At 43.7% G+C, this 25,033-nt stretch carries 23 protein-coding genes; 21 read left to right on the top strand and 2 right to left on the bottom strand.

Going from position 1 to position 25,033, the window contains the following annotated elements; translation table 11 throughout:
- Positions 1–198 precede the first annotated feature (198 nt).
- The 5 genes from EI981_RS15370 to EI981_RS15350 are packed head-to-tail and all read left to right on the top strand — an operon-like array spanning position 199 to position 6,457.
- Positions 199–1,245 carry a hypothetical protein gene (locus EI981_RS15370; protein WP_126999569.1) on the top strand — a complete coding sequence of 349 codons (1,047 nt, stop codon included), beginning with the start codon at positions 199–201 and terminating at the stop codon, positions 1,243–1,245.
- A gap of 14 nt (positions 1,246–1,259) precedes the next feature.
- Positions 1,260–2,426, top strand: a complete 1,167-nt coding sequence (locus EI981_RS15365) for a TolB-like translocation protein (protein ID WP_126999567.1) — start codon at positions 1,260–1,262, stop codon at positions 2,424–2,426.
- A gap of 4 nt (positions 2,427–2,430) precedes the next feature.
- The gene (locus EI981_RS15360; protein ID WP_126999565.1) at positions 2,431–3,291 is read left to right on the top strand and encodes an ABC transporter ATP-binding protein; all 861 of its coding nucleotides are present in this window, start codon (positions 2,431–2,433) and stop codon (positions 3,289–3,291) included.
- Between the two features lie 18 nt (positions 3,292–3,309).
- Positions 3,310–4,560, top strand: coding sequence for a hypothetical protein (locus EI981_RS15355; protein ID WP_126999563.1), 1,251 nt, complete (start codon positions 3,310–3,312; stop codon positions 4,558–4,560).
- Position 4,561: 1 nt separating this feature from the next.
- Positions 4,562–6,457 carry an ABC transporter permease gene (locus EI981_RS15350; protein WP_126999561.1) on the top strand — a complete coding sequence of 632 codons (1,896 nt, stop codon included), beginning with the start codon at positions 4,562–4,564 and terminating at the stop codon, positions 6,455–6,457.
- On the opposite strand, the gene EI981_RS15345 is transcribed toward EI981_RS15350, so the two are convergent.
- On the bottom strand, positions 6,451–7,011 hold the full coding sequence (locus EI981_RS15345) for an RNA polymerase sigma factor (protein ID WP_126999559.1): 561 nt from the start codon (positions 7,009–7,011) through the stop codon (positions 6,451–6,453). The genes EI981_RS15350 and EI981_RS15345 overlap by 7 nt on opposite strands.
- 338 nt (positions 7,012–7,349) lie before the next feature.
- On the opposite strand from EI981_RS15345, the gene EI981_RS15340 reads away from it, so the two are divergent.
- The 9 genes from EI981_RS15340 (at position 7,350) to EI981_RS15300 (ending at position 15,676) form a co-directional block, all read left to right on the top strand.
- A complete protein-coding gene (locus EI981_RS15340; RefSeq protein WP_126999557.1) occupies positions 7,350–8,276 on the top strand; it encodes an ABC transporter ATP-binding protein in 927 nt (308 codons plus the stop codon).
- 5 nt (positions 8,277–8,281) lie between these two features.
- Positions 8,282–9,022, top strand: a complete 741-nt coding sequence (locus tag EI981_RS15335; RefSeq protein WP_227011909.1) for an ABC transporter permease subunit — start codon at positions 8,282–8,284, stop codon at positions 9,020–9,022.
- 122 nt (positions 9,023–9,144) lie between these two features.
- Positions 9,145–9,744 (top strand): acyl-CoA-like ligand-binding transcription factor, encoded by a 600-nt coding sequence (locus EI981_RS15330; protein ID WP_126999553.1) that lies wholly within the window; start codon positions 9,145–9,147, stop codon positions 9,742–9,744.
- A gap of 137 nt (positions 9,745–9,881) precedes the next feature.
- Positions 9,882–10,586: a response regulator transcription factor gene (locus EI981_RS15325; RefSeq protein WP_126999551.1), complete on the top strand. Its 705-nt coding sequence runs from the start codon at positions 9,882–9,884 to the stop codon at positions 10,584–10,586.
- A 5-nt stretch (positions 10,587–10,591) separates the two neighbouring features.
- Complete coding sequence (locus EI981_RS15320; protein ID WP_126999549.1) at positions 10,592–12,019, top strand: sensor histidine kinase; 1,428 nt, start codon at positions 10,592–10,594, stop codon at positions 12,017–12,019.
- 83 nt (positions 12,020–12,102) lie between these two features.
- Positions 12,103–12,642, top strand: coding sequence for a hypothetical protein (locus EI981_RS15315; RefSeq protein ID WP_227011448.1), 540 nt, complete (start codon positions 12,103–12,105; stop codon positions 12,640–12,642).
- Between the two features lie 181 nt (positions 12,643–12,823).
- Positions 12,824–13,948: an FtsW/RodA/SpoVE family cell cycle protein gene (locus EI981_RS15310; RefSeq protein WP_126999547.1), complete on the top strand. Its 1,125-nt coding sequence runs from the start codon at positions 12,824–12,826 to the stop codon at positions 13,946–13,948.
- Positions 13,949–14,004: 56 nt separating this feature from the next.
- Entirely contained in the window at positions 14,005–14,610 is a 606-nt protein-coding gene (locus EI981_RS15305) for an undecaprenyl-diphosphatase (RefSeq protein ID WP_126999545.1), read from the top strand.
- 73 nt (positions 14,611–14,683) lie between these two features.
- Positions 14,684–15,676 (top strand): LCP family protein, encoded by a 993-nt coding sequence (locus EI981_RS15300; protein WP_162616187.1) that lies wholly within the window; start codon positions 14,684–14,686, stop codon positions 15,674–15,676.
- A gap of 99 nt (positions 15,677–15,775) precedes the next feature.
- Here the strand turns inward: EI981_RS15300 and EI981_RS15295 are convergent, their stop codons facing one another.
- A complete protein-coding gene (locus EI981_RS15295) occupies positions 15,776–16,228 on the bottom strand; it encodes an SRPBCC domain-containing protein (RefSeq protein WP_126999541.1) in 453 nt (150 codons plus the stop codon).
- A 165-nt stretch (positions 16,229–16,393) separates the two neighbouring features.
- Between EI981_RS15295 and EI981_RS15290 the strand changes: the two genes are divergently transcribed.
- The 7 genes from EI981_RS15290 to EI981_RS15260 all read left to right on the top strand — a co-directional run bounded on the left by EI981_RS15290 (position 16,394) and on the right by EI981_RS15260 (position 25,001).
- A complete protein-coding gene (locus EI981_RS15290; protein ID WP_126999539.1) occupies positions 16,394–17,212 on the top strand; it encodes a helix-turn-helix domain-containing protein in 819 nt (272 codons plus the stop codon).
- Between the two features lie 129 nt (positions 17,213–17,341).
- Positions 17,342–17,875, top strand: coding sequence for an FG-GAP repeat domain-containing protein (locus EI981_RS15285; protein ID WP_126999536.1), 534 nt, complete (start codon positions 17,342–17,344; stop codon positions 17,873–17,875).
- A 31-nt stretch (positions 17,876–17,906) separates the two neighbouring features.
- Entirely contained in the window at positions 17,907–19,022 is a 1,116-nt protein-coding gene (gene ftsW, locus EI981_RS15280; RefSeq protein WP_126999534.1) for a putative lipid II flippase FtsW, read from the top strand.
- Positions 19,023–19,239: 217 nt separating this feature from the next.
- Positions 19,240–20,607 carry a magnesium transporter gene (mgtE, locus tag EI981_RS15275; RefSeq protein WP_162616186.1) on the top strand — a complete coding sequence of 456 codons (1,368 nt, stop codon included), beginning with the start codon at positions 19,240–19,242 and terminating at the stop codon, positions 20,605–20,607.
- Between the two features lie 19 nt (positions 20,608–20,626).
- Positions 20,627–21,964: a magnesium transporter gene (gene mgtE, locus EI981_RS15270; RefSeq protein ID WP_126999530.1), complete on the top strand. Its 1,338-nt coding sequence runs from the start codon at positions 20,627–20,629 to the stop codon at positions 21,962–21,964.
- Positions 21,965–22,315: 351 nt separating this feature from the next.
- Positions 22,316–23,083 (top strand): ABC transporter ATP-binding protein, encoded by a 768-nt coding sequence (locus tag EI981_RS15265; RefSeq protein WP_126999528.1) that lies wholly within the window; start codon positions 22,316–22,318, stop codon positions 23,081–23,083.
- The gene (locus EI981_RS15260) at positions 23,070–25,001 is read left to right on the top strand and encodes an ABC transporter permease (protein ID WP_126999526.1); all 1,932 of its coding nucleotides are present in this window, start codon (positions 23,070–23,072) and stop codon (positions 24,999–25,001) included. Before EI981_RS15265 ends, EI981_RS15260 begins: the two co-directional genes overlap by 14 nt.
- The last annotated feature ends 32 nt before the right edge of the window (positions 25,002–25,033 follow it).

Here is a 25,033-nt window from a genome sequence, read left to right as displayed (position 1 = left end):
CTTAATAATGTACCATATAGCATGACGTTGTGAGCGAAGCTTAGCTTACAAAGTCATGCTAGTTTTACTAATGAGTCAAATTTTGATGCGAAGGAAAAAAATAAATTTTTTTCTAAAAATAAGCAACAAAGTAATAAAACTAACGTTAATAATGAAAAGACGATGATCAGGGAAATTACTATGACGAGGAGTGTAAATGTGAGGAAATCTATTATTAGCATAATGATGATAGTGAGTCTATGTTTCTTGCTAGCAGGATGTTTTAATGTAAAATCGGAACCTGCGGTAAATAGCAGCAATGTGAACGGGAGTATAGGGGATGAATCGCCTGCCGACATATTCTCCAGTGATTCCTCCCAAAGGGGAATGGGCGCTTTTTCTTTTGGTCCCGTCACTGCTAATGATGAACAGCAGGTATTTGAATACAGTGGGGAGGAAATTCGTATTCCTTTTAAAGTGACGGGAATGGACAAGGATGTAAGCTCGGATTTCGGATTGCTTGTTTTCTTAGACGGGGTATCGCAGCCTTACAGGATGGAGGAGAGTAACGGCTCATCGAGCAAGGAACAGGTGATGCACAAATTCTATTTGAAAAATGAAGAGTCCAAAGAATTCGATATCGTGTTTACGCCGGTCATCGGACAAAAAGGGGACAAAGCGGGCGTTGTCTTCGCAACGATTCTTCAGCCTGATTATGAACCCGAGGACGAGAGTAAAACGAACTATGGTATATATCACAGTTTAAACGCTACTTTACCGCAAGAAATTTATTTCAAGAGTGACATTGCCAGTACAAGCAACTTACATTCCTATTCCGAAGCTGCCGTCCAAGATATCCCGGAAGAGATCAGGAACCAGGCAGAAACGATCATCACCGATGGAAGCTCCGACTACCTGGATGAAACGACGACGATCGAATTACTTCCAGAGGACACGGGCAGCAATGTGATCTCGGCCAAGAATGGCAAGGCGAAGCTGGAGTTTCATATTTATGGCGGCTTAGAGACGACATATCGTACTACCATTTTTGTAAATCATATTCCGGTTCAAATCATGGGCTCCGATTTCATAGAGACGACGCTGCAGAAGGGTAAGATGAATACGGTAGAGCTTGAGCTGGATACCAGCGCTTATGGGAGGCTGAATACCATCTACGCCGTTTCTGTCGTGTCAGGTAAAGACTATTTGACGAACAGTAATTCACCGCTTAAGACAAAATCCCTGTTATTAGTGGATGAATCATAATGGAGAGGCGATATATGAGAAAACAGCTTTTTACGATACTTGTCTTGATGTGCACCGCATTACTGCTTACAGCTTGTTTTAAAAACGGAGAATCCATCGATGCTGGCAAGAAGATAGCCCAGGCGGAGAATAATACCGTGAAGGAGAACGGATTCGGACAGAAACAGCCAAATAATACGAACGACGCCAATAGGGTAGAAGATATATTCCATGACTTAAATTTTGACTATAAGACGAATCGTCTGGTTCTGTCTGATCTTAAGACAAATGCCGAGTTGGAGTCTATTACGCTGGATAAGAACAGTTTCGCCAAGAACATCATGAAGTGGGATCAAGGGTATGCCGTCGAAGTGCTGTTGGCCGACAAACCGGTTCAAGTTAAGCAATCATCAGGGCTCGAAATTATCTCAACTCCGCAAAAAGTAAACGGCAAACTGGTTCGAATATATAACGAAAAATTGAAGCTACAGAAGGAAATTGACTTAACCCAAGCCCTGCCGAAAGAGCTTATTGAGAATGAACCGTTTACGGCTATCTCGAACGACGGAAGTAAAATCGTATGGGCCAATATTATGAATCTGTATTTATATGATATCGATAGCGGTGAACTTAGTACTGTTTTTGACGATACGAATAATCAAGTGATTTTTGAGAAGATCGTGTTTACTCAGGATAACAACAAAGTGGTGTTCTTCGGCAGTCAGGCAGATCATGCTGAAGGCGAATTAAGCTACGGGATTATTGAGCTTGGCGCCAAGAAAATAACGGTCCATACCGAGAAGCAGTATCAAGGCAGCGATATTCAAATTTCGGATCGGTATGCCAGCATTACCGATGTCATTAATCCAGTGAACAACACCTCAAGCGGCAAGGTCTTGATCGTTGATGTGCAGACGGGAGAAGCTTCTTTAATGAAGGTAGATGGGACGGAAAGCACGATGGCCAGAGTAACGGAAGACGGAAAGTACTTGATTGCTGTTAATCAAGAGGACGAAATCAACTACCGAATCCGTCAGTATAAGCTGAAAACCGGGGATATGGTGAAAGAAGAGAAGTTTAAACCTGTGAAACAGGAGAGCAAGGCTTTAAGGATCGATCCGTCGATCAACCCGGCTGTTTATAATCTCATCGTGTTTGCGGGAAGTGAATATTACTTCCTTTCATTTGTTAGTGAGGAATGACGAGATGGAACTTAAATTTGATCATATTAAGAAAATATATGGCAGGCAAACAGCCCTGGATAACTTTAGCGCCACTCTATCAGAAGGTGTATATGGACTATTAGGCCATAACGGCGCGGGCAAAACTACGCTGATTAGCATTCTGATCGGGATTCTGGAGGCAACTGAAGGCAGCATCCTACTCGATGGGATCGATGTTAAGCAAATGGGATCCCAGTATTTGGACCGAATCGGCTATTTACCTCAATACCCTCTATTCTATAAAAACTTTCGTACTGATGAATTTCTTAAATATATGTGTGCACTCAAAGGGATTCCCAAAAGTCAGGTTAACAGCAGATTGGAGGAAGTGCTAGAGCTGGTTAATCTCACAGATGCTTACAAGAAGAAGGTTGGCGCTTTGTCAGGAGGAATGAGGCAGCGGCTCGGGATTGCCCAAGCGATACTGAATAAGCCGGATATTCTCGTCCTCGATGAACCGACAGCCGGGCTTGACCCGGGGGAGAGAATCCGATTTCGCAACATTATCTCCAGATTATCCAAGGATAAGCTCGTGCTACTGGCAACTCATATCGTTCCCGATGTGGAGTATATCGCCAAGGAAATTCTAATTTTGAACAAAGGTCAGCTGGTTATGCAGGGTTCCCCGGAACAACTGGAGAAGAGCGTCGAGGGGAAGGTATGGGATATTATCGTCGACGAAGAAGAAATGGAAGAATCAGTCGAGAGATACCAGGTCAGAAATGTTAAGCGCCTAGAAAAGGAGTACTCTCTACGGATTGTCAGTGATGAGGCACCGCCAGGAAGGAGCATGCCAGCTCAACCTTCACTTGAGGATGTGTTCCTGTCCATATTTGAAAAATAAACTAGAGGTACAGCATATATGCTAAGGCTTGTTTATTATGAAATCCGTAAAAATTATTTAAGAGGCTATGTTCTGGCCGCCATTGTCCTGTTCTTAATACTAAACGCTTGCATTATATATCGGGGTTACTTAAGCGGAGACGGATTGATGGGATACTTCATGCCGCATTCCAGCGAGACGAAGGTGGAATGGGACTTCTATCATCGTATGCATAAGCAGTTGGATGGGCCGTTAACGGCGAACAAAGCCCGCTTCGTCAATGATGAACATGAGCGGCTGGGTTCACAGACAGCGGACAGAACGTATAGCAGGGATCAGCAGGATGATACTTATACAGGACACGTATGGAATGATTATGTAATGATCACCAAATACTTTTATGAACCAATGAAATATGCGGCCAATTACGAGAAGGAAATAAACCAGACGCTTGAAAAAGCCAATGAGAACATCGTCTTCTATAGTAAATACAATAACACCTACGAGCTCGCTAAAAACAAGTATATTCAGGATCATTACAGTGGAAGGAAGATTGCCGTCCTCTATGATGGGAAGCCTTGGGAGTTGCTGTTCAAATACCGTTTCTCGGACTTGCTCATCCTGCTGCTCCTGCTGTTGGGGCTTGTTCCGATCTATGCAAATGAGAGAGAAACGAGGATGGATGATCTGATTCTGTCTAGCAGGAAAGGCAAAGGAAATATGGGCCTGGCGAAGGTGCTATCAATATTTATATATATAGCGTTCCTGCTGCTGGTTTTTTCAGGCTTGAACCTGCTGACATTTGCAACTCTCTACAGGCTCACCGGTTCCGGCATGCCGGTTTATGCGATTGAAGCCTATCAATATACGCCTTTCTCGATATCTATCGGATCTTTTTACATGTTATTACTTCTGGTTAAAATGGCTGGCTTTGTCGCTATCGGGCTATGGCTCTGTCTATTGTCTGCATGGTTCCAGCGTGCGCTTTATCCGTATATGCTGGGCACCCTGCTAATGGTCGGCGGCATTTATGCCAGCGGCTATTTAGCCTCGGTGGAAACTGCGAAGACGTTCTGGGCGTTAGTAAGTCCATTCACTTTACTTAAAGGAAATGAACTGCTCATGGAATTGGCGGGAATGAATATCGGAAATACGTTCGTGCTCAGATTGACGGTTTGCTTAGTGATGCAGTTCATCCTTTCAGTCTTGCTGTATTTTATGATTCGCTGGTTCAGCACCTCAAGCAAGTTAAGCAGACGAACCATGTTTCCTGTAAAGGAAGGGGTTTGATATGTTGTACCAAGAATGGCGAAAAATTCTAATTAAGCAAAAAGGACTGCTGGTCATCGCGATGATGATTATATTAAAAATCGCTTTGACCCTGCAGCAGGGATACGACTCTGATCTAATCATCAATCGGAACCCGGAAGGCTACAGCGCCTATATCAAACTATATGAAGGCAAGCTCACGAAAGCTAAAGAACAGCAATTACAAGATGAGTATTATGCTGTTGTGCATGCTACTGCCGAATTGGATGGGCTGGCGCGTCAGTGGAAGGATGGGATCATTGGACAGGATGTCTATGAACAGACGAGTAAACAATACTACGAGCGGATAAAGAACAACGCCGTATTCAATGTAGTCTATAATCAATATTATTATGCCAAAGAAGCACCTGAAGAGCGGTATTTAATGGACGAGAGAGGATGGAGTACATTGCTTGCCCACAGCAGGCCCGATTTTGTGCTGCTTCTCTGCCTGATTATTGTGCTAACGCCTTTGTTTTGTTATGAGTATGAGTCTGGGATGGACTCTTTGCTGCTATCAAGCTCCAGAGGCAAATATCAGACAGGTGTAGTCAAGCTTGCAATCGGAGCGATGCTGGTTATGACCATCACTGTTTTATTCACTGTGATCGAATATTTCTGCCTAGATGGAATGGTAGGCTTAAAGAATGGAAGCTTCCCGCTGCAAAGTCTGAAGTTCTTTGCCAATAGTGACTACCCTATCACGTTGAATCAAGCCTTCCTTATTCTCCTGCTGGTTCGAATGCTGGGGGCGGCTTTGTTTGCCGGTTGCATCTCTCTGACAGGTATTATTACTAAAAATACGGTTATTACCTTATTTATAAGCAGTGTTCTAATATTTCTGCCATACATTCTTTTTCCGAGCAAACCTTGGCTCTATTATCTTCCGCTGCCTTCAGGACTGCTCGCCGGGACAGGGTATCTATGGGGAACGGTTTATGAGAGCGCCTATAATGACCAGGGTAGTGTTGAGAAGATCGTTCAATTCCAGGCTATTGGAAGGAAGACCTTCTTATTCCTGATAGCCGGGTATGCTATTGAAATGGCTCTGTTCTATTTATACAGTCTCAAAAAATATTCAAAATATATGCTGAAGAGGCGCTTAATGCATAGAAAGAGGAATAAATCCCCATTGTCTCTTAGCCTACTTATCATCTGCTGCTTGATCATAAGCGGGTGTGAACATGCGGGGAAGGCTAAGGATATTTTCACTTTTGACGCCCGTGATGCAAGAAATTATGGAGAGACAGCCGGATACGCCATCAAGCTGGACGAGGAGAATAATATAATTACTGCCAAAAGTATCGATACAGGAGAGGAATTTCTGCTAACGCGCGAACCGTTCATCCAGAAAGGGGATATTTCCGCTATATTCGTCCGAGATGGGTGGTGCTATTACGTTACTCAAACTCTAGGGACGGAAGGGATACGAATATATGGCATTGACCTGAAGGACTTCCGTCAGAAGCTAATTTATAACAGTGTACCTGAGAATACGGAAGACTTCTTCGGGATAGCTTCAGGTCAACAAGACTTGGAAGAGATGTCCAGAAACACCTCTTTAATCTACTGCTTGGTTCTAAATGAGAACTACATTTATTTTGTTGTGAATTCGGAGCTGGTGAAGATCAACCGGAATACCGGCCGAGAGACAATCATAGCTCGAGATGTAAAGGGAGGGATGTCTCTAGTCTATTATAATGGCGATATTTACTATATAGATCACCAGTATCGGCTTAGTGTATATAAGGAACAGGAGGATAACGTACACGCGCTGGATTCACTCTATACCGATAACTTCCGAATCGAGAATGGATCGCTGCATTATAGAAGCTTACTTGAAGATAAGCAGATTCTAACCTATAAAATTGCTCAATAAAGATGTTCACTATAATGTTTGTTAATAATCATCTTAATCTTCTTCTTCAGCCGATGGATTCTGGTAGTGATTGCGGTGGCGGAAATACCGTACTTCTTGGATAGACTCGCTATAGTCAGTTTGTTCTGATAATAATCGGTATACAACTCATTTTCTTGTCTGGTTAGTCTTCCCAAAATTTCGATGCACAACTGGTCCAAATTGATGGCTTCTTGGAACAGATGCTCTAATTCCTGATCCAATTGCATCAGAGAATTGGAGATTGTCTCATCGAGAATAACCTCGCGCTGCTTCTTGGTATACAAGCTCCTATAAGCGTTGTTGATCATGTTACGGGCCGTCGTGTATAACCAGCCTTCGATATTAGGGTGCGATCTTAAACTGGAAAGCTGCCTGTGAGCTTCAAGAAAGGTACTCTGAGTACAATCTTCAGCAATATCATTGAATTTTTGCTGCCATTTTACACGTTTTTTGCAATAAGCATAAATTCGATCGTAATATTTATTGTATAATTCCTCGCTATAGACTTCATCATTCAGGTTTACTGTATACAAAGAATTCTCCTCTCCAAATATATGTATATTTTGTATAATATACTTATTATACCATAAATATAAAAAATAGGTGATCTATATAGATTTCCTATTTTTTTGCACTTCTCTAAAACAACATAATTTAACAATTAATATTTTGACAAAAACTATCAAATGATATAAAGTCCCATTATAATATCAATGTCAAAGGGGTGTTAATGTCACTAATGGGCCGATGCTATGGGGAAGCGGTAGAGCAGCCGTTTTAGGTATGCTGTTATCCGTGATCTGTATACAAAAGAAGACAAACTCCAATACGCTCCAGACCTTAAGCAAAACTATGAATAAGGTGGTGTACAATGTCAGCCATTCTTCTCCGCAATCTGACTAAAACATATAACGGCAAACGTGGTGTTATAGATTTGAATCTCAAGGTCGAGCGAGGAGAGATCTTCGGATTTATCGGGCCTAACGGGGCGGGGAAATCGACTACGATACGGCTGCTCTTGCAGTTGATTGCTCCAACTTCAGGTGAGATCTTTGTTTTGGGACACCGCATCCATGGTGACGACCCGTCCCTGCGCAGAAAAATAGGCTATCTTCCCTCTGAGATTCGGCTTTATCCGGATATGAGCGGTCATCAAGTTCTAAGCTTCGCTGCAAGTGTGCACGGAGCAGATTTGAAAAAGTCCCGGATACATGATTATGCCGAACGACTTCAGTGGAATGGAAAACAGAAAATCAAATCCTATTCATTAGGAAATCGGAAGAAGCTGGGTATTTTGCTTTCCCTTATCCATAATCCTGAATTGCTCATTTTAGATGAACCAACTTCGGGGCTGGATCCACTTGTGCAGCAACAATTTTTTCAGATTCTCCGTGAATGGAATGAGTTAAAAGGAACAACGGTGTTCTTCTCAACACATATTCTGACTGAGGTTGAAAAATTATGCGACCATGTTGCTATTATTCGAGATGGCCGCTTAAGACAAGTATCAACGGTATCAGAAATATCCGATATTAGTGATCATTTCATTGAGGTTTCTTGCTTTCCCAAAGATGATGGCCTTCAGCTGCGAGAACTATATCAAATGGATCCGAGGGCGAAGTACGAAGACGGAGTGTACCGATTCCGTGTTCAAGATAAAGAGCTTTGTTCCGTGCTTGCCATGCTGTCTCGTATGCCTGTTAAGAATTTGAGCGTACGCAGAATGTCACTAGAGGAAAAATTTATGTGCGAGTATGCTTCGGAAGCTAATGTACCAGACAGGAGGGCTCTAATTTGACTAAAATGATCCGTTACGAGTTGGCCCAGAATAGAAGAAGTTTCTGGATTGCTTTACTTTTCGTAGGGCTTCTTCAGGCCATCCCGGCGGCAGCCTCCAAGTCATATTTGGAAAGTGACGGGCGATTGGCGAGCTTCGCCGAGAATCTTTCCACTTTTGAAGGATGGGTATCCGGACAACCGTTTACGTTTTTCTTGCTTCTCCTAGGATTTTTCTCTATGAGCTGGGCTATCGGCTCCATTGTTAAAGAACGGGATCGTCATAGCGTGGAGTTCTTATTTACACTCCCTTATAGCCGAACATCTATTTATTGGGCTAAATGGCTAGCACACATTTCTCAAGTGATCATTATTGCTGCAGTATCTACAGGAATCGTCTTACTGATCGGGAAATCTCTCGGTATGCTCAATACACCCTGGGCAGTAATAAATATAATGTTGGCAGGACTATTGACCTCACTCGCTTTTATGGGAGTTGGATTTGCAATATCGCCATGGCTGAACTCAGAACGAGGAGCCTTGTCGATTGGGATTGGTATCGTAGCCATTATGTTCTTATTCAACATACTCTCTGGTATGAATAAAAGCTTCATGTGGATGGCCAAGGCTAACTTGTTTCAATTGTTTGATGCAGCCACCCTAAGTGTAGGAGAGGGGCTACCTGTAATATCTGTATCCGGTGCATTGGGGCTATTCGTAGCAGGAAGCTGCGCGGGATGGGCTGGTATTGTTCGAAGGGACCTGTAAGTTTGCTAGCTTGCCTACTTTTCTAGAAACATGCTAAACTTATCTATACTGACGATTGAACAAGTCCATTGCGGATGGTCTTCAATATGCTTCGAGCAAAAAACCTTTGGAGAGTGAGCAAGATGCCAGTAAGTAACCAGAAAACCATTGGATTGCGAGAGCGCAAAAAGGCCAAAACGATGGCCACAGTTCAGATGCATGCGTTTCGACTTTTTAAAGAACTTGGCTACCAAGAAACTACGGTGGAGCAAATTTCCGAGGCGGCAGAGATATCACCGAGTACTTTTTTTCGGTATTTTGCAACCAAAGAGGATGTGGTTATTTCTGATAATTATGATCCCCTTCTTATCTCTGCCTTTGATAAGCAGCCTCCTGAACTTAGCCCGCTTCAAGCTTTGCGTAGAGCAATGACATCAATAATGGCCCGTTTGTCTCAAGATGAATTAAAGACTGTATATGAACGCAACCAGCTAATCATGAGTGTGCCGCCTCTACGGGCAGCATCATTAAAAAATTGGAATCAAACGATGCAGATGTTTACTGAAATTATTGCCAGAAGAATGGGACGCAAGCAGGACGATTTAGCAATCCGAACGCTAGCCGGTGCTATTATGGGAGTTAATTTTTCAGTGATGCTATATTGTGCTGAGCACCCTGAAGCAGATTTCGCAAAGCTCCTGGATGAATCTTTAACCCTACTAGAAGATGGGTTGTCGTTATAAGATATAATGCTAAGTGATCAAGTCCAAGCCTTGTCTGGGTTTGGACTATTTGAGTTCTACGATTTTTGACAACATCTGCAATTTCGAGTAATATCCACTTTATCGTTAACGCATCCACGGTTGGGAGGTGCAAAATCTTGGATACTATAGCGCGTAATCAAGTATTGGTCTGTGAAGATGATGATCATATCAGACGCTTTATTTCAATTAATTTATCTCATAATGGATTTACCGTATATGAAGCTGCGGATGGCGAGTCGGCCATAGAGTGTTATTCTTCGCATCAACCGAATGTGATCATTCTGGATATCATGCTGCCGGATACCGATGGATTTGAGATCTGCAGACGAATTAGGGAGAAGGATCCCTCTGTCATTATTGTATTCTTAACCGCGCGCGGGCAAGATCTGGACAAGATCAAAGGACTGGAGATCGGGGCCGATGATTATATCGTCAAGCCATTTAACCCGCTCGAGCTTGTCGCTCGTATTCATGCCATACTAAGGCGTACGGACAACCGTCAGACTTCGTTGCGGCATATTCTGGAGTCCGGTCCGATCCGCATCGATATGAATTCCAATAAAGCGTTCAAGAATGATCAAGTTATTGAGCTGACACCGAAGGAATTCCAGATGCTTCGAACCTTTTTGGATCATCCCGACACGGCACTATCCCGTAATGAATTGTTGAATCTCGTCTGGGGTGAGGATTTCGTCGGTGATCCGAAGACGGTGGATGTGCATGTGCGCAAGCTCCGTGAGAAGGTTGAGGATGACTGCTCCAATCCACAGTGGATTGAGACGGTGTGGGGACTCGGATACCGCTGGAGGAAGGACGGATAAGAAGCATGAGCATACAAAAAAGGCTCGTGGGAAGCTATATGGTCGTGATCTGCCTCACCGTGCTGATTCTTGAAATCTTCTTGATCGCTTCGGTGAGGTTTTATTATTTTCATAATGTCGAGCGGATCTTGATGAATCAGGCTGAACTATCAGCTTCTTTTTATCAGCAGTATTTCGCGGGAGAGGATCTGGCGACGCAGTCGGAGCGTCTATTAAGTGGGTTCGCGCACAATTCCGAAGCCCAGGTACAGATTATTACCCCATCTGGCCAGCTATTGCAAGATTCCAACGGTGTTCAGGGGGGCCTCTCTATGAAGGAATATCCGGATGTACAGACCGCTATCTCTGGCGTACCTGGAATATGGAAGGGAAAGGACCCGGTAACGAATGAGCCGGTATTAGCGGTATCCTATCCTTTACAAGCGCTTGAAGACGGCGTCACGCTGGGCGAGGTCAGATTCGTTACTTCCTTGACTGCAACGCTGCATACGATCCACCAGATCACTGTTATTCTGATCACTGTCGGCCTACTTGTCATTTCCATTGTCACTGCGCTCGGATTGCTGCTGTCCTGGACGATTACAAGATCGATCAAGGATCTCAAGCATGCAGCGGACCTGATGACTGAAGGGGATTTCAGCATCCGCGTACGCAAGCGATACCGGGATGAGCTCGGTTCCTTGGCGGAGACGCTGAATATGATGGCCTCGAGAATTTTAAAGAGTGAAGAGCTGAAGAATGATTTTATCTCTTCCATCTCTCATGAATTAAGAACACCGCTTACCTCTATCAAAGGCTGGGTTATTACTCTCAAAGCAAATGGGCGGGACAACCAGCAGCTTGTTCACGAAGGACTCGATATCATTGAGGCGGAGAGCGACCGATTAACTCATTTGGTGGATGAATTGCTTGACTTCTCAAAATTGGATAACGGAAGAATCACTCTCCAATTTGCCTCTGTTGATCTCGAGCAATTGATTCGGCAGATCGCCAGCCAACTCAGCCCAAGAGCAGTTAGGCAAGGGGTGGCGCTAGATGTAGAAGTGATAGAAAAACTTCCCCATGTTCAAGCTGATGTGAACCGGCTTAAGCAGGTCTTGATCAATCTGCTTGATAATTCACTTAAATATACCGATCCTCGCGGTAGAATCGTAATCCGGGCATATCGGAATCAAGGTAATGCTGTTATATGTGTTGAGGATACAGGGGCAGGGATCGCTGAGGATAAGTTGGCGAATGTCCTTCACAAATTCTATAAAGCGGATCAGCATGCCGCAGGCAGCGGACTTGGCCTGGCAATATCCGAACAAATCATTCAATTGCATCACGGAGAATTACGAATCAGCAGTACGGTAGGAAAGGGAACGAAGGTTCATATTTTCCTGCCTATAGGTTCATACAGGTCGGTTTTCAGCGCTCAGAAGGTTGAATGAATAAAATTTAACTTTTTCATAACCACTTGCAGGTCATCTGCGATTAAAATAGATACTAACCTTGAACAGTCAGGGGGATGATCATGAACATGCTTCAGAGACTGAATCGGATAGGAATCCTGGTTACGATGTTATTGCTGCTCGGAGGTTGCGGCATTCCGGCAACGCCTATCGATATGATTAAGCCACCTGCATCTGTTAGCAGTCTCCAGCGGGACAATATCAGTCAAGAGCTAATGAAGCTGCTGCCCGACCAGGCGAAATTAATAGTACCTATGCAGGGTGAACAGGGACAGGATATCTCCTTCGGAGATATGGATGGCGATGGAATAAATGAAGCTGTCGTCGTATACGAAGAGAACAGGGCATCGGGAAAAGCATTGAAGGCTGCATTATTCAAGCAGCAAGATAATACGTGGCGAATCGTATCCGAGATTAAGGGCTTTGGGTATGGGCTTGAATATGCTGGGTTCCCGGATATTAATCACGATGGTAGACTGGAGCTTGCGCTCGGCTGGTCATTAGGAGCGGCTGGCAATGGGCTGGATATTTATGAATTGAAAAATGAGCAATTAGAACTCGTAAAGAAGAAGGAGTATCACGGCAAGCTTGATCTTGAGTAATTGATTGGGACGCAAATTTCATATAAGGGTCTAGTATCGGACAATATATCTCCGATTGTTATGATCCATCAGATAGTCCGGGGCACTGCGTCTGCACAAGGCGTATGAGCGCTCATTGGACTATTTGTGATGCCTATTTTTAGCATTTTTCGTATGTTAGAGGATTGAGGTCGTACTATACATGTTTAAACGCAAAATTATGAAGCTGGATAAATACACACTGTTCATTCTGTTATGCCTGGTTGCCTGTGGAACAATCTCGATCTACGGGGCGACCCACGAGACGAAGCTAGAAGGGCTTCATATCAGTAACATATATCTGTTCATTGCCTTCTGCATCCCGATGCTGGCTCTTGCTTGGTTTGATTATAAGATTCTGCTCGGCAAATGGCTCTATCTCTTCTATGGCCTGGGCATCGGATTGCTAATTCTGGTCAAGTTCACCGGCGAGAATATCAATGGTGCTGTACGATGGTTGAATATCGGTAGTTTTCAGCTGCAGCCCTCGGAGATCGTCAAGATATTTACCATCCTGCTCGTTGCCCAAATGCTTGGCAGGCGTGAGGGGGAAGCACTTCGTCCAATCCGTGATCTGCTTCCGATTTGCCTGGTCTTTATGGTTCCTATTATGCTCATTATGCAGCAGCCGGATCTGGGCACTGCACTGGTATTCGTCGGGGTACTGCTCAGCATGCTGTGGATGGGTAATATCCGTCTGGTCTATATGATTGTATTCCTTGGTATCGTAATCACGATGATCGGTACAGTCCTGTGGCTCTATTATGCGAACCATGACTTGCTCGCCAAATTCGTAGAACCGCATCAAATGGCCAGAATTCAGACCTTTCTTGATCCTGCAAGCGATCCAGACAAATCATGGCATGTCAAAAATGCAATGCGGGCGATCGGCTCAGGAGGATTAACCGGCGGTGACGGCTATTATTTGCAGATGGGTTATATTCCTTATGCCTATTCCGATTCCATCTACGTCGTCATCGGGGAGAATTACGGATTTATTGGCTCAGCCGTACTCCTAATTCTCTATTTCATGCTGATCTATCGCATGGTTCAAATTGTGATGGATAGCAGAGACCTCGCTGGAGCTTATATTGTCGTCGGCATTATCGGTATGCTCGTATTCCAGATTTTTGTCAATATTGGGATGCTAATCGGTTTGGTTCCGCTTACGGGAATTTCGTTGCCATTTATCAGTTATGGCGGCAGTTCGCTACTTAGCAATATGATTGCCATCGGCTTGGTGCTAAGCGTCCACATTCACGGAGAGGAAGAACCCATTTCTAACTGAACTTTTTATAGGCAAGATCGTAATAGACTATATCGCACATCAGGAAGAAGGTTTTTATGTTGAACTTTTCTCAATTCGATCATTCCATTTTTGAAGCCATTCATCAATTCGCGTTATCCCTGCCGGCATTGAATCCAGCAATGCGCGTATTGTCGGAAAAAGCAGAATATCTCTTTTACCTAGGAATCATCATCTATTGGTTCAGCCGCGGACGAGAGAACAAGAAAATGGTCCTTGTCGCACTCTCCGCCGCCTGTGCAGCATTTGGAATAGGAAATGTTATTTCTCATTTCTTCTATCGGGATAGACCGTTTATTCAATATGCCTTCCAGCCATTAATTGAGCATGCTGCGAATGCCTCATTTCCAAGTGATCATTCAATAGGTTCCTTTGTTATTGCTACCGCTATTTTCTTGTATCGTAGGAAGGACGGAACCGCTTGGCTGCTGCTTGCCGGGTTGATCTCATTTTCCCGTATATGGAACGGCGTCCATTTCCCATTCGATGTTATCACCGGGGCTCTCCTGGGTGTATTGAGCGCAATTCTAGTGAAACAGTTGTTCCAGCGTTGGTCCCTGGCCCGTAGATCCTTGAACGCTGGCCTTGATCTGTACGAGGGTATGGTAAGGAAGGTGAGGGGAGCGAGATATGGCGGTCAGTAACAATAATAGTAGAAGCAAAACCAAAAGCACAAACAAAAACAAGAGTAAGCATAAAGTTCTAAAAATAGTAGGTATGGTGTCAGCTATCCTCATACTTGGCATCTGCATTTGCGTGGGGTATTTATATTATAAGGCGGAGGCCACTATTCATCGCATTGCTTCCCCAGAAATTTCAACTCAGACGTATCAATCATCCCCGCCAGGTGAAGAAAATAATGCCGAGCAACAAGTCCCCGCTCCGCATCTTAAACCGATGATCATCTTGCTGGCAGGAGTCGATAGTAGGGATGGCAGTGGAGGGACGGTGAATACGGATGTGCTAATGTTCGTTAGCTACAACCCGGATACGCGCTCTGCAAAGCTCTTATCTCTGCCGCGCGATCTATTGATCAAGTCCGAGTTCGCCCGCTCCCGCAAAGCAAATTATTATTACGCCTATTACTATAACAAGGACAAATCCACAGCTATACCGAATACGAAGCAATTTTACAGTGAACTGTTGGATCTGCCGATTGATTATATGGTGGTGGTGGATTTTGATGCCCTGCGTAAGACGGTGGATGCGTTAGGGGGATTGCAGATCGATGTCGAAATGGATATGAAGTACAGGGACACCGCGGACGGAACGAATATTGATTTACGAAAAGGACTACAGAAGCTCGATGGCTCACAGGTTCTTGACTATGTCAGGTATCGGAAGTCCAATCAAGGCACGCAGGAATCTTCCGATTTTGCCCGAAATGAGCGGCAGCAAAAGGTGATCAAGCAGATTCTGGAGAAATTGGGGGAACTCAGTGGAATAAGCCAATGGGGGACGATATTGGATATTATCGGTGATCATGTTACCTCAGATATTCCCGAATCGCTAATCCGCCAAGGGATCTTGAATTTCAGCAGCTTGAAGCCGAATCAAATACAAACCTTGAATATGGATAGTCTCTGGAAGAGTCCCTTCGTCTATGTGAAGCAGGAGGACTTAAAGGAGGCGCTGATCGCATTGCGGGAGGAAGCAGGTCTTAGTACCGACAGCGAGCCCCACTTTAAATCGATCGGAACGATAGATTAGTAATTCGTATTCTTAACAAAAGAAAGGAGGATGCCCTATTCCCTTCGGGATCGGACATCCTCTATTTAATTCTACAATAAAGCCCAAGCGCTTTTGCTCTTACCAGCCGAAATCGAGTGGATTTCCACTTTCAGCGACGGTCTTGATATTACTCAGTATCATCCACCAATGAGACTCGGCATTCTGCAAGGAGGGATGGTTGTCCGACCATTGGTCATTGATAAGTGTAAGCTTCGTACATTTGCCTACTGTATCCAAGCTGAAGGTCACACGCGAGGTCAGTTCCTGGTGATTTTCTCGATAAGAAGGGCCCGGATGCTCAATATAGCTTAACGTCTTGCTCGGTTCATAGGCTAGGATATCTCCGTATACATGCACCGTCTCATCACCGTCAGCCCCAGGTCCGATGTAGGAGAAGGGCTCTCCGGCCTTAAAACTGGATTGAAGTACGCAGTTGAAAAAAGTTTTCCGTGTTCCCTCTGGTTCTACTAGCACTTTCCATACATTCTCCGGCTCCGCTCCGATATAAAATTCATATTTTAAGCTTGTCATATTGCCACACTCCTTATTGGTAGATATCCCGTTTGGGGAAGTTTGCCAAACTCCTGTATTCAGGAATTTCATGCTAAAATTATGATACCTCGCAAGTGGCACGAGTGTATTGTAAAAACACGACAAGAACAAATGTTCTTGATAGGAGACAGGAGTTGATTGATCATGCCCGCCAATACCCAAAAGCCGAGTATGGGAGTTCTAAACCTGCAGAGGGGAGAGAAGAGGTTTAACTTGTCTCGTTATCCCGCCGCGGAAGCGCTAAGTTATTTTGTTAAACATTACTGGATTGTCAGCTGGGAAAGCCGGGACGAAGAACCATTCTTGCAGCATGTCGTCCCGAATCCTTGCGTTAACTTGGTTGTAGAGCCAGGAAAGACGCTGATCTATGCTCCTTCGACTCAGAAATTCACGTATCCTATCTATGGGCAAGGTCTCGTCTTTGGGGTCAAATTCAAGCCTGGAGGTTTCTATCCATTCCTGAAGCATCCTATCTCCAGTTTGATAAATCGTCCGCTTGAAGTTAGTGGCATTCTCGATACGAGCGGCTTGAAACTGGAAGAGAAGATCCTCTCTCTAAGCGATGAACAGGCTATGGCCGCAGTCATGGATAAGCTACTCTTGTCCAAGCTTCCGCTGCAGGACGAGCAGGTGCTTCAGATCAACCGGATCATTGATTATATCGCAGAGGAGAAGGATTTATCTAAGGTAGATGCGGTATGCGAGCATTTTCAAATCCATATCCGCAAGCTTCAGCGTCTATTTGATCAATACGTTGGCATCAGCCCAAAGTGGGTGATTCGACTGTATCGCTTGCAGAATGCTGCTGAGATGATAGACCGCCGGACGTTGATTGATCTGTCACAGCTTGGGATGGAGCTAGGCTACCACGACCAATCCCATTTTATAAGAGATTTTAAAGCAGTCGTAGGTTATACTCCGGATGAATACCGGCGAATCGTGTGCAATAGTGAAATATTATAAGGGAGCGATCAATCAGATTACCTGGGACAGAGCATTAGCTTCGCTGATATAGAAATATTAACTATTTCATAACCACTTCAAGCTGCATAGCCTTTAATATATTGGACATGCGGGGGAGATGATCGCCATATGCTTAATAAACTGGGACGAACAGGAATTATGCTAACGATATTATTGGTCCTCGGTGGATGCGGAATTCCGGCTACGCCTATAGATATGATTAAGCCCCCTGTATCCTCTAACAGCTTGGAAAGTGGTACTGTCAGTCATGAGCTAATTAAATTGCTCCCCGATCAAGTAAAACTAATAGTACCTATGCAGAGTAAAGAGGGGCAGGACGTTACTTTCGGAGACATGGACGGTGACGGTATTGATGAAGCCGTGATCGTGTACGAAGAAAGTAAAGCTTCCGGGAAAGTATTGAAGGCGGCGTTGTTCAAGCAGCAAGACAATAAGTGGCGAATTGTATCTGAAGTTAACGGCTATGGTTATGGATTGGAGTATGCAGCGTTTGCCGACCTCAATCATGATGGTATACCCGAGCTTGCTCTTGGCTGGTCACTTGGGGCAGCAGGGAGTGGACTGGATATCTATGAATTGCAAAACGATAAATTAGAGCTAGTTACCAAGAAAGAGTATCACGGCAAGCTCGATCTTGAATAACAAAATATGCGGCGGATGGAGGTCATTATAGTTGAGCAGCAAAACTCGAGGCCGCCCAGATTTCTTACTTCTGTTCGTAACCGTTTTTTTAGTAGGATTTGGCTTGATCATGATTTTTAGTGCAAGTTCATCAATAGCTATAATCAAACACAACAGTCCGTGGCATTACGTCATGAAACAAGGCGTATTTGCGCTCATTGGACTATTTGTGATGCTCATTTTTATGTGTATTCCATATACTTGGTGGAAAAAGGCAACTCCAGTTCTGTTGATCTTATCCATTATTACACTTGTGCTTGTATTATTTGCAGGAAACGATATCAACGGCGCGAGGCGTTGGTTTGTACTGGGCGGCATTAATTTACAACCTGCTGAGTTCGCCAAGTTAAGCATTATTTTGTACATGGCAAACTTAGTAAGCAGAAAAGGTGAAAATATCCGCAACTTCAGGAGAGGATTGCTACCGATTCTGGCGGTTGTTGGACTGGTCTTGTTGCTTGTTATGAAACAGCCAGACTTTGGTACGGTATTAATATTGTTCTTTATTGCCTTAACGATCCTTGTCGTCGGTGGGGTTGATCTTCGTCATTTATTTCTGCTTAGCTTGATACTTATCCCGATATTTGTCTATCTGGCTGTAAGCCAAAGTTATCGACTGCAGCGGATCACTACATTCCTGAATCCGATGAGCAATCCCCAGAGCTCGGACTACCAACTTATTCAATCGCTCTATGCATTAGGGCATGGCGGTCTCTCGGGAACTGGTCTAGGTGGAAGTATCCAGAAGCTTTTTTATTTGCCGGAAGCACACACCGATTTTATTTTTGCTGTGATCGGCGAAGAATTGGGATTTATTGGAACGTCCCTGCTTATGTTTGTTTTCTTTATTTTTATATGGAGGGGTTATACCACAGCGATTCGCTGCGATGATTCTTTCGGCCTCTTGTTAGGGGTAGGCATCGTTATGATGATCTTTATTCAGATCGTTCTGAATATTGGAGGTGTTACTGGCTGCTTGCCGATCACCGGCTTACCGCTGCCGTTAGTTAGTTATGGGGGTTCTTCACTTATCTTATGCTTAGCAAGCACCGGAATTCTTCTTAATATATCAAGATATAACTCTTACCGACGCCAGGAAAAAGACTAAAAATTCAACAAAATAGAGGTACTACATGTACATATCAGTAATTATCGAGTTCTAATATTCCGTATGTGTATTCGGATTCGATCTACGTCGTAATCGGAGAGAATTAACTTTTTCATAACCCCTTCATGTTCTGATAAATATTGAATATGATGCACTGCAATATGCCAAAATAATTTGAAGCAATTGTACGTTATGATTATTGAAAGAAGGAATGCGGATGAAGGACCTAAATATGAAACAGACAGACGATATGATGAATAAACTTCGATTGTATTTAGCATCCAACGAAATGGAGCCGTTTATTTCTACTTTTTTAAGCTTACACGCTTCTGATCAAGCGACATTCTTTCTAGGACTGAGTGAGAAAAATCGCGGGAAAGTGCTGAATTCTCTGTATCCGCATGAGTTTGTAGGAGCATTCCAGGAATTTGGCTGGGAAGATCGAAGGTTAGCCGTGACGTATCTTGATTCTGCCTATGTGGTTGAAATGCTTAATATAATGGTTCCAGTAGAAGCGGCAGCATTCTTAAAATCTATAACCCGGTCAAAATCACTCTCACTATTAAATGCTATGAACCCGGAAGCTAAAGCTCATATAGAAAGGATCATGAAATATCCTGTCAACTCAACAGGTGCTCTTATGCATACGGAATTTCTTACTGCGAATATTAAAGATACCGTAGAAGTAGTCTTGAACAAGTTAAGTCTATCAAGCGGGAATGATAATTACCATCATCTCTATGTTATCGATGGGGAGAGTTGTCTAATTGGAGGGGTCACAATACATCAGCTACTACGAGCAGAATCAAATGCTGCGATGGAGACGCTCATGAACTCCAATATTATTTCTGTCCTCGATCAAGCTGATCAGACCCAGGCGGCTGACTTGATCAAGAAATACAATCTTCTGGAGCTACCTGTTACGGATCAAGAGGGGGTCATGATCGGTATCATTAAGGTAGATGAAGTAATCGATCTGATGGAAGAACAAATATCTCTAAGTATTGGAAGTTTTGCCGCACTAAGAAGTGGATTATCACTAACGTCGGGCATAATTCGACTTGTCAGCCAAAGACTACCTTGGCTTGTCGGACTAACCGTGCTTGGCTTCCTGATAACGAAAATCATGGCTCCTTTTCTAGCCTCGTTGGAACAGTTCACAACGCTTGCGCTTTTTATCCCCGTTATATTAGGAATGTCAGGTAATAGTGGCATTCAATCATTGTCTGTTGCCCTTAGACGAATAAGCATGAGCTCCGTTACTGGTAAGGACAGCTGGCATTTACTTGGGAAAGAGGCTGGCATTGGTGCACTAACAGGATTCGTATGCGGATTGTTCGCATTCGTACTAGCCAACCTATTGTTGAATTCTTCACTGATGTTTAGTACGATCATTGGCTTGGCGCTATTCATCGCTATTTTCTTCGGTACAATAACCGGAGCTATACTTCCGTTGATTGTAAAGCGGCTGAGTATTGACCCTGCGATTGCTTCTGGACCGGTATTAACAACATTAACTGACATCGTAGCTTTATTCATTTATTACAGTGTTGCTACGCTTCTTATTCCTCTTGCGACAACTTAACAGTAAGGAGTATACATTCATGATCCAGATCGATCACTTAAAACAGTTGCTGAATCATCAAGATACCGAATCCATTACAGAATATATTGAAACGTTCAGGCCTTTTGATTTGGCTGAGTGCATTGAGCAGCTTAAGAGCAGGGAACAGTACGAACTGTTCAACATATTGGATCCTGCTATGTCTGCAGAAATATTGGAATATTTAGAGCCAGTAATACAATATAGAATTCTGGATCATTTGGATGAGGCTATGACCTCTAAAATACTAAACAATATGTCAAGTGATGTCGTAGCCGACATGATGCTTGCCATCCATCGTTATCAAGCAGAGAAGCTGCTCATTCTTCTTCCGGAGGGCTATAGCCAGAAGGTTCGGACATTGATGACCTTTCCTGAACAAACTGCAGGCAGTCTGGCAACGGTAGACTATATTGCTGCACGAAATGCATGGACATTAGAGAGAACTCTGCGTCACATTCGAAATATCGGTCATAAAGCAGAGATTACTTCCTATGTATATGTGATTGGAAACAAGGGGGAGCTACTTGGCGTAGTTTCATTAAAGAATATCATCTTAAACGATCCTCAAACATTACTTTCGGAACTTATAACGGGAGATGTGGTCTCAGTACCGGCTTCAATGGAACAAGAAGAAGCGGCTGAGCTGTTATCTCGTTATGATCTGGTCGCTTTGCCCGTAGTTGATCAACAAGACCGACTAATAGGCGTCATTACAGTCGATGATTTAATTGATGTCATCCATGAAGAAGCGACCGAGGATATTCAGAAGCTGGGCGGAAGCCAGCCTCTTGATGAACCCTATTTTAAATCATCTGTGTTTCGTTTATATCGAAAACGTATTATTTGGTTACTAATCTTATTTGTTGCGGAAGCTTATACAGGAACTGTATTGAGACATTATGAAGATACATTATCTGAAGTAATTGCACTAGCATTTTTTATCCCGCTATTGATTGGAACAGGGGGGAATACTGGAACCCAAACGGTCTCAACTTTGGTTCGGGCACTAGCTGTAGGCGAGGTGCATTTCAAGGACATCTTTAAGGTTATCAGGAAGGAAGTAATTACAGGTTTAATGACAGGCGCTACAATCTCATTAATTGCTTTCGGCCGTGCTTATATCCTTGGGGTTCACTGGGATGTTGGACTAGTGGTCGCATTGGCAGCCATGACGATCGTCCTTTGGGCATCCTTCGTAGCCGCCATTTTGCCATTAATTTTACATAAGCTAAAGGCCGACCCGGCCGTTGTATCGAGTCCTTTTATTACAACGCTAGTGGATGGCACCGGACTAGTCATTTACTTCACATTTGCCAAATTAATACTTCATCTATAGCCAAACTACTACGCCCGATTTAAAGTTTGTATTCTAGACTTGCCATAGGAGTTTTATGCTAAAATGATGGTTTCTCGTCATGGTTATATTTTTCAATTTTTCATTCATCATGGACTTTTAGTGTACTAATCATTGAATCAATCAATCAACCCTCAGGGTTCGCCTCATTTGCGAACTCTGGGGGTTTTTGACGCTTGGGTATCACTTTACGCCACTTCATCTTTCCAGCGGTCTTTCGCCAGGTGATGATGTTTTAAGGTTTATGTAAGGTTCGGATTAAAATGCTGTAAGGTACGCCAGTTATCATAACATTTGTGTTCGTTAACTTATGCATGTAAGGAGATTGACCTAATGAAAACTATTTTGCAAGCTGCAGATGTTACTAAATCGTTTGGTACGAAAGGAAATATATATACAGCGCTGCAAGAGATTAATCTGACTATTCAAGAAGGCGAGTTTGTCGGTATTATGGGTCCATCCGGAGCGGGGAAATCGACGCTGCTTAACATTTTCTCCACCATCGACACGCCGACCTCGGGAGAAGTGATCATCGACGGCGAATTGATCGCATGGGCGAATGAGGAAAAGCTATCGGATTTTCGTCGCAATAAGCTCGGATTTATTTTTCAGGATTATAACCTGCTCGATACGCTGACAGTCAAAGAGAATATTCTACTTCCTCTTGCTTTATCTAAAGTGCCTGGAGCTGAGATTGAGAAACGTGTAAACGAAATTGCTGACACTTTCGGCATTCGAGATATTTTGGACAAATATCCCTACCATATTTCCGGGGGACAGAAGCAGCGCACAGCGGCGTCTCGCGCCATTGTGACCCATCCAAGCCTGATTCTGGCGGACGAGCCGACCGGAGCTCTGGATTCCAAATCGGCGACCAGCCTGTTGGAGAGTCTGAGTCGTCTAAATGAGACCAATCAATCCACTATTATGATGGTAACGCATGATGCCTATGCAGCTAGCTACTGCAGTCGTGTCATCTTTATCAATGACGGTAAGTTGTTTACGGAAATACGCAATCTGAACTTTGAGCGAAAAACATTTTTCCAAAAGATTATGGAGGTTCTGGCAGAGCTCGGAGGTGAGCATCATGACATTGTTTAGCATCGCCCGCAAAAACATCAGAAAAAACTTTATGAATTATTTCTTATATTTTGCATCCATGATTTTCAGTATCGTAATTTACTTTACGTTTGTTTCTTTGAAATACGATACAACGATCCAGTCGGCTTCCGACGGTTCGCCCAAAATCAGTTCCGCCTTCAGCGGGGCGTCCGTTGTACTTATGATATTTGTAGCCATTTTTATTTGGTATTCAAACTCCTTTTTCACTAGAAAACGTAAAAAGGAAGTTGGATTATACTCCTTACTCGGGGTACGTAAAAAGCAGATCGGTCGCATGCTGTTTTATGAAAATTTCCTGATGGGGATATTAGCGCTGATCATCGGGATTGTCCTTGGTTCGGCACTCAGTCAATTTTTCGTCATGATCCTGATGAAGGCGATGGGGTATGAATTGCTCAATCAATTCTCAATTTCTTTATCGGCTGTGACAAATACAGTGATCGTATTTATGATCATCACCCTGATCACATCCTTCCAGGGTTACCGCTTGATTTACCGTTTTAAATTAATCGAGCTGTTTCGTGCAGACCAGGAGCATGAGCGGGAGCCGAAGGTATCTTGGATCACCGCGTTAATCTCTCTGATTCTGATCGGAATCGGTTACTGGCTTGCCCTGCAGAATCTGCTCCAGTCCAAGGCATGGGCGACGTTAGGATATATGATGACACCGCTTGTAATTTTGCTTACGGTCATCCTGGGCACCTATTTTCTCTTCAGCACGCTGACCGTCGTAATGTTGAAATTATCCCGAGCTCGTAAAAAGAGTTATTGGAAAGGGATGAACATCATCGGCACCTCCCAGTTGCTCTACCGGATCAAAGGGAATGCCCGCACGTTGACGATTATTGCAGTGCTTAGTGCAACTACATTAACGGCTGTCGGGACAGCTTACAGCTTCTACTACAACAATCGCAGCAATACCGAGCTGGCTAATCCTAACAGCATGATGTTTATCGTTACAGATGACGGCTCAGTTAAGAAGGTAGAGGATCTGATCGCAAACTCAGCTGATCATAAGCTTCGTTACCATCAATCTGTTCCGGTGCTTGAAATGAATGCGGACATAAGCGGTCTAGAATCTGTATTTTATGAGGGGGAAATTGCTTTTACCATTTTGTCAGAGCATGATTTCAATCAACTGGCCGATGCTCAGAGTAGGGACGAGAAGCTCTCACTTCAGGGAAATGAAGTTGTTGTGCTGGATCCGTCTTATATGGAAGGGATGTCGCCTGAATATGTCGGCAAGTCCATTACTTTAACGGACAAACAGCAGCAGCAGCAGGTAACCTTCAAGGCAATGCATAAATACAACGTTTTGAACCAGCGTGCCGTCTATATCACGATTGTCGTCAGTGACGAAATATTCGATAAGCTGCAGCCGAAGGCTATAACCAACACCCTTGAGGTCTACAGTATTACGGGTCAAGACAAAGCTAAAACATTAACTGCAGACATGAATAAAATTTTACCGGACGAAGCTAAATTTTCAAGCTTCTATGACACTTATTCCAAGGGTATGGAAGCCTTCGGACTGATGATGTTTATGGGTGGATTTTTGGGGCTTGTCTTTCTAGCCGCAACCGGCAGCATCATTTATTTTAAGCAGTTGACGGAAGCGAGTGCCGATAAAGGGCGGTATTTGATATTGCATAAAATCGGTGTCAACAAGGGGGAGATCCGCAAAACGGTCGCCAAACAGGTTGGTTTTATTTTCGCCCTGCCGCTGATTGCCGGAATTGCTCACTGCGCAGTTGCCTTATCAGCATTGTCCAACTTGATGCACACTAATCTGGCAATACCTGTAGTAATTTGCATGGGGGTTTACACTTGTATCTATCTGATCTATTATGCGTTAACCGTCAATGCGTACTATAGAATCGTCACGAATGTGAAGTGAATTTTAATTTATATGGGAATGGAGAAAGAAAC

It is taken from the genome of Paenibacillus lutimineralis (assembly GCF_003991425.1).
GTDB lineage: Bacteria > Bacillota > Bacilli > Paenibacillales > Paenibacillaceae > Fontibacillus > Fontibacillus lutimineralis.
This window is presented reverse-complemented; position numbering and strand designations above follow the sequence as displayed.